This window comes from Bacteroidota bacterium (assembly GCA_018698135.1).
Classification (GTDB): Bacteria; Bacteroidota; Bacteroidia; order CAILMK01; family JAAYUY01; genus JABINZ01.
This window is the reverse complement of sequence record JABINZ010000114.1, coordinates 1-19,319: the sequence shown is the minus strand read 5'-3', so window position 1 is coordinate 19,319 and position 19,319 is coordinate 1. Positions and strand designations below refer to the sequence as shown.

The window sequence follows — 19,319 nt, the reverse complement described above, 5'->3', positions numbered from 1 at the left end:
TACAGACATTTGTCCATTCAGTGTCTCACATAGTGGACACTGATGATTATAACTCAGGTTATAATATTTCTACGGTTTTATTTGTTGGTCTATACTTTGAGAATATAGTTCCACCAGCAGAAGTTGCTTCCTGTAAATCGATTTCATGCTTCTTGTCAAAAAACAAAGTTGCCTGACCCTCAGGAAGTTTTTCTAACTTCGTTTTTTCAAGGATAATACTGGTTGAACCCGTTTTCGTTTCTCCAAATAGCTGACTAGCATTGCCCACAGCATCAATTAACAAAGCAACATTTTCACCATCAGCCAAAGCATCTCCATCCCAGAAAAATTCAAAAGCAGCATCGTTTGGAATTTCGTCAATAGTATCAACATAAGCGATTTCTGTCATGTAAACTTTGTTTGCGAATTCTTTGGCATCGGTATCGATCCATTTAAAACTAGCACTGTCTTTTTTACCTGCAAATTCAACCTCATAAATAGTAAATACATCTAGAATTTTGCTCATTAGTTGTCCATCACAACTCACTTCACTTCCTGTTGCCAGATAGAGTGGCGTGCCTATAACATTACCAAAACGAAAAGTAGCTCTAGCTTTTGTGATATCGGTATTCTGATTATAGAATAACTCATATATCACATAAATTCTGTCCTGATCAACAGATGCAGAAGATTCTGGTTCCTGACAAGCATTAAATACCAGTCCCGAAAACATGAAAACACCCAGTACGATCCATAAATTTTTAGCCTTCATATTGTTCAATTTTAATAATAAAAAAGATTATCATCTCAAAGTTACAAAATATTACATATCATCATTCTGCATATTATTGCAGTATTGTGAATTACTTGGGTTTTTCAGGATTTACAATAATTCTATTTTTGAAGTAAAAATAAGCTGTGTCCCCAATATCTGTTATAATAATCATCAGCACCTATTTCCTGATTTTACTTGGTATCTCCTGGCTAACAGGCAGAAAATCAGACAATGCATCTTTCTTTCTTGGCAATAAGCGCTCACCATGGTTTGTAGTTGCTTTTGGAATGATTGGCGCTTCTTTATCAGGAGTAACCTTTATATCTGTTCCGGGTTGGGTTGGATTAAGCCAGCTATCCTATATGCAAGTTGTGCTAGGTTATCTGATAGGATATTTGGTTATTGCAACCATACTCATGCCCCTCTATTATAAATTAAACCTGACCTCTATTTATACATATTTAGAACAAAGGTTTGGTAAATGGGCTTATAAAACCGGTGTGCTTTTCTTTTTGGCATCGCGCACATTTGGAGCTGCTGCCAGACTATTTATTGTAGCAAGTGTTATTCAACTTACTGTTTTGGATGCATGGAATGTTCCCTTTCTGGTAACAGTAATCATTACCATCCTTTTAATTTATTTATACACCAACAGAGCGGGAATAAAAACCATTATATGGACGGATACCTTGCAAACCTTTTTTATGTTGGCTGCTGTTATTATATCCGTAGTTCTAATTTCAAAAAATCTTGATCTCAATTTTAAGGAGATGTACCATACCTTGGCCGATTCATCCTATTCAAGAATTTTCTTTTTCGATAATTGGCAGGAGAAACATTTCTTCTGGAAACACTTTCTGGGAGGAGCATTTCTGGCTATAGCTATGACAGGACTGGATCAGGACATGATGCAAAAAAACCTGAGTTGCAAAAACATCGAAGATGCCAAAAAGAATATGTTTTGGTTCAGTATTATTTTAGTGCCTGTAAATTTACTTTTCCTTTCTCTGGGTATATTACTTATTTTATTTGCCAATAAAAATGGAATAAATCTGCCAATTGATACCGACCAAATATTCCCATTAATTGCCACAGGAGGCTATTTAGGGTCAACACTGGGTTTGTTTTTTATTGTTGGAATTGTTGCAGCCGCTTACTCCAGTGCTGATTCTGCATTAACAGCTTTAACAACCTCTTTTAGTGTAGATATTCTTAATGTGCAAAAACTGAATGATGAGGCAAAAATTAAACGCATTAGAAAAAGGGTTCATGTGGGTTATTCCCTCGTTTTACTATTTGTCATTCTTGGATTTAAAGCGCTTAATAATTCTGCAGTAATTGATACAATTTTTAAAGTAGCCAGTTATACGTATGGGCCATTGCTTGGACTCTTTTCATTCGGGATAATCTCGAAACGAAGCCTTCCTAACAATATTTTAGTTACAATAATAACGATAGTTTCTCCCCTATTCTGTTATTTGATTACGCTAAAATCTGCGCAATGGTTTGGTGGTTATACTTTCGGTTACGAGCTCCTTATACTCAATGGCTTACTCACTTTTCTTGGGCTATTAATAATCAGTAAAAAATCAAATGAGTAAAGAAGAACATATTACTCAGCTATCTCTTTTTTTATTAAGAGTTGAGGAATTATTGGCCACCAGTGTTGAGGATTGTAGAGGTCATAATGTCGACTGGAAATTATTCAATGATTTTAAAAAAGAAATGATTGATTTTTTGAATACTGAAATTGGCAAATCACATGAGCTTACAAAAGAGTTTTTGGAGGTGGTTACTGAAAACAAAAAATACAAAGTGATTTATGCCCGTGTGATACTGAAAGATCTGTTGCAAGAATTGAAAACCGGAGAAAAGTCTCAGAGGGCCTAAGAATATTTATCTCAACAAACTTAAAGTGCCAGCATATCTTTCCAGCTCATCATCCAGCTTTACTTGCAAATTATAATAATAAACACCTAAAGGAGATATTTTGTTTTTAAAATAACCATCCCAACTTGCGTTATTTTCAGCTGATTCGAAGATTAACTCACCCCAACGATTGAAAATTTGCATTCCAACTATTTCAGCACCATAGCATTTTGCACTAAAATAATCATTGAGTCCATCGCCATTTGGCGTAAAAGAATTTGGAACAAATATGCTGGGTTCTATACTTTCAACAACAATGTTAGAATTTGAAATTATATCGGGTTTCAAATTCCGAATGGCTCTCACTTTATAGGCATGTTTTATCAACATGGGATCAATCTGGTGAATATATACAGTATCTTCATACCCCACGGAATTAATATTCGTAAATACCGGACTTTGCATTGTGGAATAATGAATCTCATACTGATTGACTCCTTCTTCCCAATGTTGGTAATGCGACCAGGTCAATACAATATCCTCATCTAAATTGCTCTTGTTTATTTTTAGCAATATCGATTTCCCGACATTGCTTTTTTTGCTTATAAAATAACAGTTTTTATGCATCACATAAATCCTGTAATAATATGATTTTTCACTTGTATTAACAGCATCATCTGTATAGGATAAAACATTTTGATCCAAAGACTTTACATATTGATAGTCGATATTATCGGTTGATCTGAATACGAGATATTCATGATCGAAATCGATGTCTGCCTTTTCCCATTCAATCAAAATCATTTCATTTTCTACGGAAACTCTCAGCAATTCTATTGCATTGATAAAAACATGTTTAGCTGCTACTACATCATCCACATTGCTAAATGAGAATTGAGAATGCCCATCTTCCTCATAGGCTTTAACCTGATAGAAATAGGTATCAGAACAATTGATATTGGTGTCCAAATAATACAAAATGCTTCCATCAACTGAGGCCATAAGGTTAAAAGAGCCTGAAGATTTCATATCCTTTCGAAACAATTCGTACTTGCTTACTTTATTCCAACCCACATAGGGTGTCCAGTTCAGATGATTTCCTAAACTATCGGCTGTAACTTTTAAATTTATCAGACAATGTAGCTTGCTGGCATCGCTCTGGTTGTTGCAATAATCCAAACTTTGAATGTAATAGCATTGTGGAATAAGACCGTTTATTAGTGTATCAATAACAAGTGTATCTTCAGCATGCTGAATATATCGACTATTTTTAACCACCCCCCAATAATCCGCTCTATTCATCTTGAAATTCTTAAAATCATAATCGGCATTAGCTGAAAACAAAACCTCGTCTAATAAAGGATCAATAATATGAGTTGTTTTATACAAGAATGGTTTAGTGGGATTTATTGTATCGTAATAAATATGAACTATATTTTCCTTTCTAACAGAATCATAACATCCCTGATCATCCACCACCACAAGGCTTACACTGTATTTCCCTGTATCGATATAGGTAAATGACGGTTCAAAAGCAGTAACTATTTGTCCATTTCCCAAATACCATGTCCACGACAAAATTTCCTGTTCGTGCCACGTCAGATTAATGAATTCGCTTTCATGACCAACACAGGTCATTTTTCCTTTCACCTGAAAATTTGCTATGGGACTTTTATAAACATAAATGGTGTCTTTTGTTTCAATACTCGTTTTACAGCCCAACGAATCTTCCATAATTAATACAGGATAAAACTTTCCTGGATAGGTATATTGATGAATAACCACACTATCATGAGAAATACTTCCATCGCCAAAACTCCAGCTATACTCTTTTACTTTGGAAGTAATAGGAGTAAATTCACAAACAAGACTGTCGCATCCAGATAATGGTTCAATATGAAAATACCCAGTTGCCCCATTGACTCGAATAATATCAGACAAAATCAGTGTGTCTTCACATCCATCTACATCTTTTACTATTAAACTAACTGAATACAAACCGGGCTCTCTATATGTATTTGAAGGGTTTTTATGAGTGGAAGTAGACGCATTTCCAAAATCCCAAAAATAAGAGCTAATTGCTTTGCTACCAGGAATTGATTTGTCTTGAAAATGAACAATAACAGGCGGACAATTATTTGCGGTAGATTGTATAGTATAAGCAAAATCAGCCTTAGGTGGTCGGCTAATAATCGTTAAAATTTGTTCAGCAGAGTCCTGACAACCATAAACATCAGTTACTACAACCTTAGCCGTAATAATAGTGTCGGAACTAAAATAATGGAATAACTCCTGGCCAGAACCGGCATAATTTCCATTGAAATACCATAGAGCTGAACTAAGTGAATTAATTAAGGTATCGTGATCATAAACCCCAAGTTTTATTGCAGCTTCCTTGCATTGATCGGCAACATGATAGTAAATAATAGCTTTGGGATTAGTAGGATACACTCTTTTTGTTGAATAAGCATAACATCCTAAACTATCCTGAAGCTTTAAAACAACATCGTAACCCGTACTTTGATCCATACCTGAGGGTATAGAGAAATAAGTATAAGAGGTGTCCTTATCGAATGTATAAAAACTACCGCCATCGCCCATATTCCATTTTCTTTCAATAATGGGAAAGGCAGATCGCGCATTGTCAATAAAAGACATTGTAACCGGAACACAACCTTGTCCAGGATTTGCCAATAAATTTGGTTTGATATCTGATATTTTGATCATGGCCTTTTTCACAATAAAAGTATCACAACCTGCCGCATTAGTTATCTTCAAACTAACATCATAAGCTCCTCCATAAACATAATAATGTTTAGGAGATTTTATTCGCGCAGTTCCTCCATCACCAAATTCCCAAAAATAATCAACCGCTTGGGTAGAAGTATCTGAAAAAGCTACTTCAATACTGCTGCAATTTTCCAACGGAAATGCAGTGAAATCATCCTTTGGCGTATCCAATACGTACACATTCCCAAGCACTGAATCAACACAGCCGGTAATTGTATCCCATACAACCAACTTGACTTGATAAGTGCCTTTACTGTAAATATGATCTGGATTCTCCTTTGTTGAATAAGAATTATCGCCAAAATCCCAATACCATTTATTGCCTCCTATTGAGTTGTTTAAGCCCCTAACTACTGCTGATGCACAAAATACCCTTGGGTCTGTTAGTCTCGCAATGGGCGCCAGAATGTAGAGCATGCTATCATATTTTATGGTAGATGAACATCCATATAAAGAAGCGGTTAAAATAATACTGATAAAGCCGGTATCCTGAAATTTATGTATTGGGTGTTCATCATTAGATTTCGTTCCATCTCCAAAATCCCACGAAAACCCATCTGCTTTAGGATTATGTGTATTGGTTAAGTTATTAAACTGAAAAGCCTTGTTGCATCCAGAATAAGAAAAATATTCAAAATCGGCTACTGGAGGAATGCCCACTTTGATTGTTTCTGTATAACTTATCGAGCATCCTCTGTTATTTCGACCACTAAGTGTCATGGTATATACTCCCGTATCCTGATAAGTAAAACTACCTGATGTTGTGGTTTTAGTTTGACCATCACCTGAGCTAATTTTCCAAATAGTAAGCGGAATCATGCTGGAATCATAAATTACATAATGAATGGTCAACGGAACACATCCACTTTTAGGATTCACCGACTTATAAAACAGCGGAGGCTGACTTATTATATAAGCTGGTTTTTTGTATTTCTTGGAACAGCCATTACTACTGCTCACTGTTAAGTTGATATCGTATGATCCAAATTTAGTATACCAGGTGCTTAGTGAAGCAATTGTTGAGGTGTTTCCGTTTCCTAAATCCCAGTCTAATGTGCTACCCGTTGTAGAATTCGATGAAAATTTAACCTGAAACGGAATTTTACAATGCTTTTGTGTATCGGCAGAGAAAGTGGCCGAGGGTGTTTGTAAGATTGTAACTTGCCGTGAAATAGTATCCTGACAGCTGCCATAATTTGCTGTGAGCAAAATGGTGTAGGTTCCATGATTTTGATAAATGTGCGAGGGATTTTTACTAGCAGAAGTACTCCCATCACCAAAATCCCACAGAAAGCTCATACCACTTGAAGGCGTGGATGCATTTGAAAACATAGCATTGGCCGGATGACAATAGTCAGTAACTTTATAAAAGAAGTCTGCGATAATAGGTTCAACTACAATATAATCTGCTTTTGTTAATTCATCAATACAACCATACGCATCTGTAATTTTTAGCTTAACCGTGAATTTTCCTGAATTCGTATACGAATGTGTTGGACTTTTCGAAGTTGAAGTTGCCGCATCACCAAAATCCCATTGATAAGTGAAAGTAGAGCTGTTAGGAGAGGAAATATTTAAAAAATTAACCTGTGCAGGGCTGTTGCAAAAATAAACCTGATTGGAAGCAAAATCAGCATCAACTTTTCGAATTTCTATATAATTGGTTTTGGTATAAGTTCCAGTACAATTGTTTGCATCAGTAACAATTAAAGTAACACTAAATACACCCGAATTGCTATAAGCATGTGAAGGATTTTTCAAGCTTGAACTGCCTCCGTCTCCAAAATCCCAATACCATTGATTTATGGTCGCATCTCCTGCAATACTTATATCGCTAAAACTAATTTGCTGACCGATACATGCTATTTGTTTAGTTGAACTTAAGGAAGCAATTGGATTTTTAAAAACGGTAATATACTGTGTTTTTGTTTCGGTTGATGAACCATTTGAGCTTGTTACTTTTAGGCTAACGGTATACTTTCCTGCTGATGTATAACTAATCGTTGGGTTTTGTAATACCGATGTCTGTCCATTACCAAAATTCCAGCTGAATGAAGTAGGGTTTCCACTTGATAAGTCGGTGAATTTAACGGTAAGCGGATTACAATCGGAGGTGATATTTGCAGAAAACTCAGCAATCGGCTGTGCAACTAACAAAAAGCTAATTATACTTAAAATAACGGCAATGAAAGTAGTCTTTATCATTCCTTAATATAATACACGAAAATTGCTAAACAGTCATTAGTCTGAGACAAAACGGAAAAGTAACTATTATTTGAATTGATTTTGCCTCTAACAAGATGATGACGAAATATAGCTACTATAAGTTGTCTGACGTGCCAAATTGATGCAAATATATGAGGCCTCCGCTGCTATCTGCTTTTGCACCTGTAACCGATGCAAGCGTATTTATTTCATTTCGCAACCTTAGAACACCTAAAAAAGCAAAAATCAAGGCTTCTTTAAACTCTATTATCTCCAGTTCTGGAATACTTATTTGTCCCTGAAACTTTTCTGCTATAAGTTCAACTAAAAAGGCATTATGTGTTCCACCACCTGTAATGAGCATAGAACCTTCCATATTATTAGAAACAGCCATTTTCACTTTCATAGCAATGTGTTCGTACAGCGTGCGAAGTTTGTCTTCAGTTGGAATATCGTATGCATGAAAAATGGGGAAGAATTTCCCTTCAAACCATTCTCTTCCAAGAGATTTTGGATAGGGCATAGAATAGTAAGAAAGGCTATTTAGCTCATACAAAAGTTTTTTGTTTAATATACCTGAACGACCAGCCAATCCATCTGCATCAAAGGGAGGATATAGTTTATTAATGGCAATATTTACAGGGCAAATGTCGTATGCCAACCTTTTGCCTTTTTCATTAAAGGATATATTGGAGAAGCCTCCCAAGTTTAAACAATAATCAAATTCGGAAAATAGTTTTTGGTCGCCAATGGGTACCAAGGGAGCTCCTTGTCCTCCCAATGCAACATCCAGCGAACGGAAATCTGAAATCGTTTGAATACCACAGTTTGCAGCAATTAATTCGCCACTACCAATTTGCATGGTAATTCCCTTTTCAGGTTGATGAAAAACCGTGTGGCCATGTGAGGCGATCAAATCTGGTTTGTACTTTGTATTTTTCAAAAAAGCATTGACTTTCTTCCCAATATAAAATCCAAAATTCTTGTCGAGTTGCAATAAGTCAAATGAGCTTAATAAGGAGCATTGTCCCAACTTCTCTCTCCATACGGAGTCGTATTCATAGGTTTGTGCTTTGATAATTTTGAAACTCCAGCTTTCATCTTCTTTCTGAAATGAGCACAAGGCCAAATCTAGTCCGTCAAGAGATGTACCCGACATGATTCCTAATACAGTATATGTATTTACTTCTGTCAAAATTATTTAAGTTTTTTTAATATTTTCTTCCCAACATTTTTAACACCAGAGCTTCCAAATTCTAAATTCCCTTCAATAGAAATCCTCAGTTCATCTTTAATAAGGGGTTCAATTTTATACATTTCATGCAAAATATGCATGCTGTAAACGATATGCGACACCTCTGATGCTGGATTTGTTAAAATGAGAAAACAATGATTCATGACAATCCCAAATTGAGCTTCATTCAAATCATTCACATGATTAACTAAAATTCGCAGAAAAGCTCGTAATACACTGGTGTTATTGATCGATAGATTATTAATTATCGTTTCCAGATATGTTAAAAACATTTGAGGATTTTGATCATTCAACAGATCCAATACACGGGCTGCCCGGGCAGAATATTGCGGATGGTTTTCCAGAACAAATTGAAATAAAGCATCAACCTTATCGGCATCTGTGCCAATAACAGAAACTACATGATCAGCTATTAATCTTGAACTATCGAAGAATACACTTTTGAAATCCATTATAATTCCTGAATGTGTGTTTAAAAAATCAATTCGTCAAAAAAGTAAGCTCTGCGTGTATTCAAAACACTCAAATCATATTGTCCATCATGATATAGAGCAAATCCAAAACGAAGTCGATCGCCCCGATAATCTGTAATAATATCATGCTCATTCAGGAGTTGAGCCATTTTGCTTACCTGCTCGGCATTCTCCAATTTAAATGTCAAAAAATGTCCATGTTTGTTCAAATCATCTAGCAATAAATTGTTTTTATTGATTAATGGATGATCATATTTTGCAACTTCTTCTAAGAAAGCGGTCTGCATTTTTTGAATATGTGTCCTTATGCTATTTTGATCTATTCCTTCTTTTTCAAACAATGCAAATACACTTAATAAGCGATAGAGAGAACTGAAATCCATAGTCGATCCGGCAAAGCGATTTCCATCATCCGCATACTGAACCTGCTTATTTTTTTCCTGCCCCAAAGTGGCTAAATCGGCAAACCAACCCGTGTTTATGGGGCGCATTATATTTCCTTTAGGTACGTGCATAAAGCAGCATCCTTCACCCCCCTGTGCATATTTATAAGAGCCGGCCATATAAAAAGCTTTGTCCTGTATGTTTTTCAAATCAGTAAGAACAGAACGAAATCCATGATAGCCATCAATAACAATAATCGACTCTGAACTTGCTAGCGCGTTAACAATTGCATCTAAACTTCTGATAGGAATTCCGGAATTAAAAAACACCTGACTAAAAAATATCAGGTCATACTTCTTTTTTTGAGCCGCTTGTATAAATCTTTCTTCAAAAGTATCGAATGAGTCGAATTCAATTCGATCGATTTGGAAATTATCAAGTTCCGATAAGCGATCTATCTGACGGCTAAAACTATAAAACTCGCTGTTGGTGGTTAATATGTTTACTTGTTTGCTATTATCGAAACAAGAAAGTATGCGCAAGATAAATTCATGCGTATTCGGGGCAAATACTATTTGTTCAGGATGATCGAGATTTAAGATTTGGGCAATATAGCTTTGTACTTTAGGAATTTTATGCTGATAAAAATAAGCCCACTTTGCATCTACATATTTTGCACTATCGTCCCAATAATCAAGCATGGCTTGTCGGGTAACATCGGGCCAATAATAATGACTATGACAGGCAAAATGCTGCTTGCCTTTATTGGCTTCTAAAAATGATTTGTAGTATTTTTTGTACATCGTATTTTCCTAATAATATAAATCAGACATGTATTCCTTTTTACTACAGCTAATAAATAATAAACCAAAAATAATTAAAGTGAATAAAAATTTCAGCTTTATTGTCATATTAAATAGGCTAAATATCCGGAAAATAACTTATCTGCTGTTCTGTAGGTGGTAAATACTTTTTCCAGTTTGTTCCTCCCGTACCATGTTTCGCATCTGGCATATGCTTTTTGATGATATCAAAATGATTTTGCTTCCAGTCCACATTAACAACTTTGTCGTATTTCTTCAACAGTTGCTGAACATTCTTGTTCATTCGAACAGCTGCCAATTTTTGCTTTTCCTCCTCAGTGTCAGCCTGATAGTCAAAGAATATGTAAGCCAGATTTCTGTGTTGAAATTGCGTAGCAAAGTCCAATAATTCTTTATCGTATTTTTTTTCGAAAGCCAGTAGTGTTTTTGTTTTCATAGTGCTACCATCTTCTAATAGCAAACGGCTCCCTGTTTTCCAAAACAGCTGATCATATTGTTTTTCAAGCTCACTTCCTTGAATGGCTGTGTGCTGTTCTTTATTAACAAGATTCTGCAAACTGGTCGACATCATTTCTATTTTACGCATAGAAACCGTTTGAAATCCACTGGCAGGCATGAGGTTAAGTCGAAATTGCAAGAACTCCTGTGTTGAAAAAAACTGCTTATCTGAGTCTTCTTTTCCCGGGCTCATGATATCAAAACTATGTGTGAGCTTATTGAAATAATTAATCACTCGCCCTACCCGCTTCATCCAATTGTTTTGAATTAAAAATTCCTTTCGATTGAGATCGGTAAGCAAATACAATTCATGCCTGATTAGTTTAAAATACAGTTCACAAATCTGATGATAGGTAATGAATATCATTTCATCATCAACTTCGGTTTTGGTGTGCTGAATTCCCAACAAGGCATCTAAATGAATATATTCCCAGTAATGAACACCTTTGTCGTTAAATAGCGCCTGTATTTGATTTTGAAATTCGGTCTCATTCGAGGCATATTTCTCCTTCAAGCGCTTCAATAACTGAAGCTCTTCTGTTGTAAACATATTTTGCATAAAACTGTTTTTAAATTGGTAAGCCAGCGCGTTTTTTCACCTTGGTGATGGTTTTATTAGCTACATATCTGGCTTTTTCAGCACCTTCCTTTAGTATTTGCTTTACCTTTTCAGGATTTTCTTCAAATACTTTCCTACGAATAATCAGCTCCGAAGTTAGCTCAACCAAGGCATCGCCAACTGTATCTTTTAAGTTTTTGTAACTCAAAGTTCCCGCTTCAAAATCCTTTTGTAGCTGATCTATTTCATCTTGTTTTTCGCAAGCTTTCAGTATTTCAAATAAATTTCGAATACCCGGACTCATTTCAGCTGATGGTACTCCACCTATATCTGTAACAGCACTTCCTACTTTTTTTCGAACGACCTTTTCTTCATCAAACAATCCAATAAAATGTTTTGGCCCCAGGCTTTTGCTCATTTTCTTTTCAGGATCGGCTAAAGACATTAGTTTGGGTATTTTGGTATATAGAGGCTGTGGGGCTTCAAAATACTCGCCAAATTGGTTATTAAACCGGATGGCAATATTGCGTGAAAGTTCCAAATGCTGCTCCTGATCTTTTCCAACAGGAACAAAATCGGCTTTATAAAGTAATATATCAGCGGCTTGAAGAATGGGATAATTAAACAAGGCAGCAGAAACAAAATTCTCTTTTGATTTTTCTTGCAATAGGGTGGTTTTGTCTTTAAACTGAGTCATGCGGCTTAACTCACCATAGGACGTAACACAATTCAATATCCAATTCAATTCACTATGCTCAGGCACCATCGATTGCACAAAAAGAACCGATTTTTCCGGATCAATACCACAAGCCAAAAGCGAGGTAAACATCTCAATCGTATTTCTTTTCAGGTCTTGAGGTTTATATGGCATCGACATGGCATGCAGGTCAACCACAGTATAAAAGCATTCATATTGATCCTGCAATTTCACCCAATTGGCTACCGCTCCAAAATAATTGCCAATATGTATTTCGCTGGTTGGCTGAATACCGGATAGTACTCTTTTTATCGACATCTGCTTACTCTTTAACTGCTATTTTTTCTCTTGCGAGCTGTATTCTGGAATTTTGCCATCACGAATTAATCGCTCACATTTGAGTTTATGAGCTTCAAAATTCCCGAAACAAAGTGCATCTAAAATTTCTTCTCTTTGCATTTCCGCTTTTCCTAATTTCTCGCGGATTTCTTCCATATTTCGATCAATAAACAATTCGAAGCGTTCAGGTGCCCATATGTAATCAAGCATCTGGCCATCATTGTCTGGTTTTCTAACTTTGAACTCTTTGGGAAGTTTCCCATGTATTGTTCGCTTAATACGAAGTCCTTCAAACTTATCAGGAATAAGTCGGGAGTCAAATATAAGTGGTTTGCTTATGCAAATTACAGTGGTCCGCTTCTCAGAATTAATTTCTTGTAACCCATGAAATTTTAGTCCAAAAACTTCAAGATGAGAATATTTTTTTTTGAATCGCTCAAGTACTTCCAGCACAATAAATCTATTTTATAGCTATTTACGTAAATATTTCTAAGCTGTAAAACTAAGCATTTTGACCAAAATTGAAATGTGTTGGTCCATCTTCTGTTTTATTATGTCGTGCACCAAGGTTATAAAATACGATTACAAGTACCATGATTGTTATAAACAACGCAGCCATGGCCATAATCAACGGATAATTATCTTTTTGAATATTCCATGCTAGAAGGCCAGTTGTTTTTGTTGGATAGACAATGTCGACAATTCCGTTTCGAGTTGCAATTTTAGTAATATCGCCATGGTAAGCGCTATAGTCATCTAAATCCTCTTCAGTCCAGGCAAATATGGTGGTCTCATCACCAACCATCATGTCACCAACCGGAATCCGTTTATTAAAATCTGCAAATTTGCTTTCAAGACCCGTCATACTGATAAGATACTTCCCTCTATGAGGGAGCACTACAAAAATGTCGGAAACCACATCGCCACCTGAATTGCTCAACTCAAATATCCAAAGGGTTTTGTAGTTTTTTAAATAATCGGAATATGATTTCGAAAAAGAATTGAAAGTATAGTCAAATATCTGTTCTGCAGTTTCTCCATCTTTATCATTGATCATGTTCTCGAGGGTATCTTGCTGAAAAATCATATCCTTTTTGCTCATACAATAATCGAGATAAGGAAGAACTGTGAAGTTATGATACTCTCCTGTTGCAACAAGCTTAGGCCCTCTAGAGCTTTCGAGATAGCGGTATCCCACAAAGGATAACCAAATCAATAAGGTAAAGGCTGCAATCATCCCAAACCAGTGCCAGAAGGTATATCGAGTGTTTTCATTTGCCATGACATGTATTATTAGACTATAAAAGTAGTAAAATGGCTTGCTAATAAGCAATTCTAATAATCCAGATATCCACAGAAAGAATGCTAAAACATGCTTAGTTGCCTGGATTCTGATTCAAAATCAAGTAACCATTGTTTTCTTTCTAAGCCTCCTCCATAACCAACCAACTTTCCATTTTTACCAATTACCCTATGGCACGGGAGTATTATGCTGATTGGATTAGCACCATTGGCTAAGCCAACAGCTCGTGTATGTTTTGCTGTTGCAACAAGATTTGCTAAATCCAGATAGGAAGCGGTTTTGCCAAAAGGAATATTGAGAAGTGTGTTCCAAACTTTCAATTGGAATTCTGTTCCAATCAAATCAAAGGGCAAATCAAATTCTTTACGCATTGCTGTAAAATATTCATGCAGTTGCTTTTGGGATTCTGCTAAAAATTCATGGGTATCGTTTTCACCCTTTTTAGATGAAAAATAAAGAGAACGTAAACCCTTATTGCTTGCAATGAGTTCTATAAAACCAATTGGAGACTTATAATACGCTTTGAAAAGTTGTTCCATATTGATCAGCAAAGTAAATGAAAACATCAAAAAAGGCCAATAATCACAAAAACAAATTAAACATACGGCCTGTCGAATCTCCTTTCAAAAGCCTTGTTATCTTTTAATTTTTTGTTCCAATAAAAGTTTGCCAGCCCCAGTTTTTGCATCAGATTAAAAACAAATAATCGACTCGAACTCAATTTTTCATTCTTAGCAAGTTTGGCAATAATATCAGGATGAAATTCTTTTGTTTTCCCAAAATGTTCACCCAGTTCAAAAAAGGATTGAAAGAGTTTTTTGGTCCAGCTTTCTGGCATTATCTGGATGCCTTCAACTCCACCTTTAATAACTGTTCCAAGATATTCGCAGTTCAATCTCTTACTGAGCTTAACTAAATATCTTTCAACAAATCTTGACTGGTAAGGTTCAGGAAATCCCGATTGTACAACAAATCCAATGGCAGGTTTAACATCAAGATTAGCAATTCCCTCCAGTTCTTCAATGAAATTCATAACAATGGCAGGCATGGCATCCGTATAAAGTGGAAATGCAAGAATTACATATTCTGAATTTTTGAAAAGTTGTACTTGTTGTTCAAGATCCTTTGCATGAATTAAGTATGAAACATTAAAATCTGTCATACAAATGCTCGTATAGCCCTTCAGAAAATGCTCCATCAAAATCTTTGTATTGCTCCCTTTTCCTCTTGGAGAACCATTAATAATCGTCAGTTTCATAATTCTCTATTTTTGAGTTAGTTGAGCAACTTCACTAGTCTCAAGCAGTTTAACAAATTTCAAATCACTTTTAAAATTCAGAGCCAAGCGTTTAAAAATATTGGTAATAATTTCAATATCTTCATCATCTGTATTCTTATCTGTTTCGAGCAATACTGCCAATTCAGGATATTTCTCATAGCGCTTTTGATGATGATTTTCACCATTCACTATTTCTATATATGGATGAACCAATGGAATCATTTTATCCATTGATTTTTTAAGGAGCGATGAAACAAATCCCATTTTTACTGGCGAAGCAAAAACGACTAAATCAGCATTAATCATGGCTTTGCAAACTAGAGCAGAATCATCTGTAAAAACACATTGTCCGGGCGTTTTCACCCAACACCCCCAGCAACCTGTGCAATACTTAACGTTTAAATCTCTGAGCTGAATGATTTCAACTTCATAATCATTTTCGGGATACTGTTTTGCCCAGATTAACAGCTTTTCATCGAAAGCAGCTGCTTCTTTATTTCCATTCAGAATTACAACCTTCATCATTTTAATTTTCGAGTGTTTCATATTGTAAACAAATGTGAGAGAATTTAATGCGCTAAGAAACACTATTCAGGTGAATGAAGGTTTTTTAGGTGTGAATGGTAAAATGAGTTGATGAAGAGAGTTGTGTTTAAATCATAAGCCATTTTCATGTCACATATAAACTGATTAAAACCGAATAACTGGCATTTGTGCTCAGCCTAAAACTATCATAAATTAACTTTCCCTAAATTTGGATGTAAATTTCTCTTAAAATAGGTTTTGGATTCAAACCGAAGAAAATTCAAAACAGCTGGTTACAATCACTTATGATGGGCATCTTATTTATTTACTTTTATTGAAAAAATGAAAATTCAACTATTTATCTTTTTACTACTATCATTAGTATCATGTAGGTTTAAACCACCAAATACAGGTGAAATCATTGATCGACATTATATTGATTCAACAGATGCACTGATTTTAAATAGGAATTATACAAATAATGATTTTTTCAGACCTCTAAGAGAATTGAAATCAAATAGGTATCTTGAAACCGTGCAAGGATATTTTATTGAAAAAAAAGGAGCAAAAGAAATAAAAAAGGATGGATTTATATTAATAGTTTCAGAACCTTGGGCATTTGATTGCGGTATGTCTTTTCAAATAAATGACAAACAATTTCATTACAACTTTGATCCCTACTATCAACATTGGTTTAAAAAACCTTGGAATCGAAATAAGGGACGTTGTCTTTATTTTATTTATGACAACTTTAATATTAATGGAAAACGTAATGTAGTCGAAAATGATACTTTGATAATTACGCTTTATCAATACATTTTTTCTGGAAGTAGATTTGTTGATCATTATGAGGAGAAAAAAATTCCAATATATTCCAGATCATATGTAGTGGATAGTATTGCCCAAACATGGAATTATATAGGTGACGAAATATATTGATAATGACTCAATTTACTTCAATTATAAGAGCTTTCCACATCATTGTCACCAAGGAGATTAAAAATTAACATCATCTACTAATTAGTTTATCGATCATCCTTTTGAAGCTTAAATTTCAGTATTCAAACAGGAAATCGACATTCTAATTTTTATATTCATATTAGTAAAATTGAAATTCTCTACATTTCTCCTGTAAAAACATGAATTTTGTTCAAAGTAAAATACAAAATTTATATTCTCAGTCGGAATCGACAACGTAGTGACTACTTATTATAAGTATAGGTCATTAAGATATTAATATTCATCTTTGAGAACAAAAAATGTTTACAAGAACAATTGAAATTACTATGAAAGGAAAATTCAATAGTGGGAAAGCTATAATCGTAATAGGCGCTAGACAAGTAGGTAAAATACGAGCTTTTAGCTATGTCAATAAAGTCAGCCTTAGTTCAAAGTCAGACCATTCCAATGCATAAAACATTACAAAATTCAAATTGGTTGTAACTTCGTTAAAATGATAAAGAAACATGCTTTACTAATTTTCACTTTCGGGGTAATATCAGTTTATGGCCAAAACCAGGAATCGCTTTCTATCCATTAAAAATGATGAAATTCAGGCTAAAAAAGAATGATTAATTTTGAAATTGACTTTTTGAAAAGGAAATATGACAAAAGAGAATGCAATAAAACTATTCCAAGACCAACGGGTTCGGGTTCAGTGGAATGATGAACAGGAAAAATGGCTCTTTTCTATTATTGATGTTATTGAAGTTCTAACTGATAGTCCACGGCCAAGAAAATATTGGAATGCTTTAAAAACCAAGTTGAAAAAAGAAGGAAGTGAACTGTCCCATAAATTGGGACAGTTGAAAATGCAGGCTGCAGACGGAAAACAAAGATTAACAGATGTTGCAGATACAGAACAACTTCTACGCTTAATTCAATCAATTCCCTCACCGCAAGCAGAACCTTTTAAAGTTTGGCTGGCAAAAGTTGGATATGAACGAATTGAAGAGACCGAGGACCCCGAACTTACATTTGAGCGAGCAATGGAAACATATCTGAAGAAAGGATATTCAAAAAACTGGATTAACCAACGCCTAAAAAGTATTGAAGTCAGAAAAGAACTTACGATGAATGGGATTTGCGTGGGGTAAAAAAAGGATTGGAGTATGCAATTTTAACTAATGAAATAACTAAAGCATGGACTGGGTTGACAACAAAACAATACAAAAATCTCAAAGACTTGAAAAAAGAAAATCTTCGAGATAATATGACAAATTTGGAATTAGTTTTAAATATGTTGGCAGAAACAACAACAACAGAATTCTCAAAGAAGCAAAAACCAAAGACTTTAAAAGAAAATAAGAAAGTAGCAAAAACAGGTGGCACCGTGGCTGGAAATGCAAGAAAAGACATTGAAAAGAAATTAGGAGAAAGTGTAATAAGTCCGCTGAATGCAAAAGAACTGGGAAAACGAGATAGCGATAAAATTAAACGCATTGAAGAATAAATAACAAAATCCAATAAATATAGGAATGCTAAGAAATCAAATAGTAAATGAAAATTAATACCCCACCATCATATTTATTGGATTTTGTTGTTTCAAGTGATAGAAGAACACGAAAAAAAGTTCAAAAAGAATATGGAAAAGGCACTTCAGTATTCATACTAAATTTTGAAATTTCTAGAATTGAAATGACCTGGAATAACGAATATCAATGTCAAGGGAGTGTAATTAGTTGTATTGATTTAAATGATAATAACCTCATTTTGTTTGATGCATCAAAATATGGATACGAAGGACAAAATGAGATATTTGAATCAAGCCACAATGAAGAATTCAGAAATATTACACTTAAATCATGTACTAAAAATAGTGAAATCATTCTAGATTTCAATATAGCGGAGATGAGGCTGAATATGTTGAAGGTGGAAACTCTAATAAATTAGAGGATTATTTTGGTTGGATTGTAATTTTTCATAAATGTGATAAAGAGCTAAACATAATATTTGAATTTGAATGTGCTTAAAATAAAGCCACCTTTGTTAAAACTTTGGCTGACAAAGATTTCAAGATATTAGTCTCAAGAACTAGGGATGGGAAAGAGAAGCCTTATTGCCTTAGTTCAAAGCAACACCATTCCTATGGATAAAACATTACAAAACTCAAATTGGATGTAACTTTGTAAAATGATAAAAAAATTAACTTTACTAATTTTCGCTTTGGGGACATTAGCAGTTTATGGCCAAAATCAGGAATCGGTTTCTATCCATAATAATGATAAAATTCAAGTTGGTGTTTATTTCTCTTCTGATATCTGCTATAGGACGCTTAAAGAAAATGAGGCAAATGATACATCAGCCGCCTCATTCATCACCTATCGAAATTTAACTGAAGAACCGAAAACCGGTTTTACAACAGCAATAAGCTTTAACTATAAACTTAGCAAAAAAGTCTATTTTGAAACAGGACTTCAGTACTCCAATAAAGGATATCAAGTATATAACCGCTATTTGCAGGTAATTCAAAATGATTCAATAGAATTGCACAGTATTTTTAAAGACAACTTTCAATACATTAGCATCCCAATTAAATTTTATGCATACCTATCTAAGAAAAAAG

18 protein-coding genes and 1 pseudogene are annotated in these 19,319 nt (G+C 34.7%); 7 read left to right on the top strand and 12 right to left on the bottom strand.

Features of this window, described 5'->3' with window-relative positions; genetic code table 11:
• Window positions 1–58: 58 nt before the first annotated feature.
• Window positions 59–751 carry a hypothetical protein gene (locus HOG71_07250; protein MBT5990634.1) on the bottom strand — a complete coding sequence of 231 codons (693 nt, stop codon included), beginning with the start codon at window positions 749–751 and terminating at the stop codon, window positions 59–61.
• Between the two features lie 146 nt (window positions 752–897).
• Here HOG71_07250 and HOG71_07245 point away from each other — a divergent pair, with 146 nt between their 5' ends.
• The gene (locus HOG71_07245) at window positions 898–2,355 is read left to right on the top strand and encodes a sodium:solute symporter (protein MBT5990633.1); all 1,458 of its coding nucleotides are present in this window, start codon (window positions 898–900) and stop codon (window positions 2,353–2,355) included.
• Window positions 2,348–2,644: a hypothetical protein gene (locus HOG71_07240; protein ID MBT5990632.1), complete on the top strand. Its 297-nt coding sequence runs from the start codon at window positions 2,348–2,350 to the stop codon at window positions 2,642–2,644. The genes HOG71_07245 and HOG71_07240 overlap by 8 nt, the downstream gene beginning before the upstream one ends.
• Window positions 2,645–2,650: 6 nt before the next feature.
• Here HOG71_07240 and HOG71_07235 read toward each other — a convergent pair whose 3' ends face one another.
• The 11 genes from HOG71_07235 to HOG71_07185 form a co-directional block, all read right to left on the bottom strand.
• A complete protein-coding gene (locus tag HOG71_07235; protein MBT5990631.1) occupies window positions 2,651–7,618 on the bottom strand; it encodes a PKD domain-containing protein in 4,968 nt (1,655 codons plus the stop codon).
• 115 nt (window positions 7,619–7,733) lie between these two features.
• Window positions 7,734–8,813 carry an anhydro-N-acetylmuramic acid kinase gene (locus tag HOG71_07230; GenBank protein ID MBT5990630.1) on the bottom strand — a complete coding sequence of 360 codons (1,080 nt, stop codon included), beginning with the start codon at window positions 8,811–8,813 and terminating at the stop codon, window positions 7,734–7,736.
• A gap of 2 nt (window positions 8,814–8,815) precedes the next feature.
• Entirely contained in the window at window positions 8,816–9,325 is a 510-nt protein-coding gene (locus HOG71_07225; protein ID MBT5990629.1) for a hypothetical protein, read from the bottom strand.
• Between the two features lie 20 nt (window positions 9,326–9,345).
• Window positions 9,346–10,533, bottom strand: a complete 1,188-nt coding sequence (locus HOG71_07220; GenBank protein MBT5990628.1) for an aminotransferase class V-fold PLP-dependent enzyme — start codon at window positions 10,531–10,533, stop codon at window positions 9,346–9,348.
• Between the two features lie 118 nt (window positions 10,534–10,651).
• Entirely contained in the window at window positions 10,652–11,611 is a 960-nt protein-coding gene (locus HOG71_07215; protein ID MBT5990627.1) for a hypothetical protein, read from the bottom strand.
• A 10-nt stretch (window positions 11,612–11,621) separates the two neighbouring features.
• Window positions 11,622–12,626, bottom strand: a complete 1,005-nt coding sequence (trpS, locus tag HOG71_07210; protein MBT5990626.1) for a tryptophan--tRNA ligase — start codon at window positions 12,624–12,626, stop codon at window positions 11,622–11,624.
• 18 nt (window positions 12,627–12,644) lie between these two features.
• Entirely contained in the window at window positions 12,645–13,100 is a 456-nt protein-coding gene (locus tag HOG71_07205; protein MBT5990625.1) for a hypothetical protein, read from the bottom strand.
• A gap of 49 nt (window positions 13,101–13,149) precedes the next feature.
• Window positions 13,150–13,929, bottom strand: coding sequence for a hypothetical protein (locus tag HOG71_07200; protein ID MBT5990624.1), 780 nt, complete (start codon window positions 13,927–13,929; stop codon window positions 13,150–13,152).
• Window positions 13,930–14,012: 83 nt separating this feature from the next.
• Window positions 14,013–14,489 (bottom strand): methylated-DNA--[protein]-cysteine S-methyltransferase, encoded by a 477-nt coding sequence (locus tag HOG71_07195; protein ID MBT5990623.1) that lies wholly within the window; start codon window positions 14,487–14,489, stop codon window positions 14,013–14,015.
• Between the two features lie 56 nt (window positions 14,490–14,545).
• Window positions 14,546–15,208 (bottom strand): hypothetical protein, encoded by a 663-nt coding sequence (locus tag HOG71_07190; GenBank protein MBT5990622.1) that lies wholly within the window; start codon window positions 15,206–15,208, stop codon window positions 14,546–14,548.
• 6 nt (window positions 15,209–15,214) lie between these two features.
• Window positions 15,215–15,751 carry a flavodoxin family protein gene (locus HOG71_07185; GenBank protein ID MBT5990621.1) on the bottom strand — a complete coding sequence of 179 codons (537 nt, stop codon included), beginning with the start codon at window positions 15,749–15,751 and terminating at the stop codon, window positions 15,215–15,217.
• A gap of 345 nt (window positions 15,752–16,096) precedes the next feature.
• Here HOG71_07185 and HOG71_07180 point away from each other — a divergent pair, with 345 nt between their 5' ends.
• The 5 genes and pseudogenes from HOG71_07180 to HOG71_07160 form a co-directional block, all read left to right on the top strand.
• Window positions 16,097–16,693, top strand: a complete 597-nt coding sequence (locus tag HOG71_07180) for a hypothetical protein (GenBank protein ID MBT5990620.1) — start codon at window positions 16,097–16,099, stop codon at window positions 16,691–16,693.
• Between the two features lie 320 nt (window positions 16,694–17,013).
• Complete coding sequence (locus HOG71_07175; GenBank protein ID MBT5990619.1) at window positions 17,014–17,169, top strand: hypothetical protein; 156 nt, start codon at window positions 17,014–17,016, stop codon at window positions 17,167–17,169.
• A 189-nt stretch (window positions 17,170–17,358) separates the two neighbouring features.
• Window positions 17,359–18,206 (top strand): annotated as a pseudogene (locus HOG71_07170) (hypothetical protein).
• A 47-nt stretch (window positions 18,207–18,253) separates the two neighbouring features.
• A complete protein-coding gene (locus HOG71_07165) occupies window positions 18,254–18,646 on the top strand; it encodes a hypothetical protein (protein ID MBT5990618.1) in 393 nt (130 codons plus the stop codon).
• Window positions 18,647–18,886: 240 nt separating this feature from the next.
• The coding region (locus HOG71_07160) for a hypothetical protein (protein MBT5990617.1) at window positions 18,887–19,319 on the top strand (433 nt) is incomplete at its 3' end.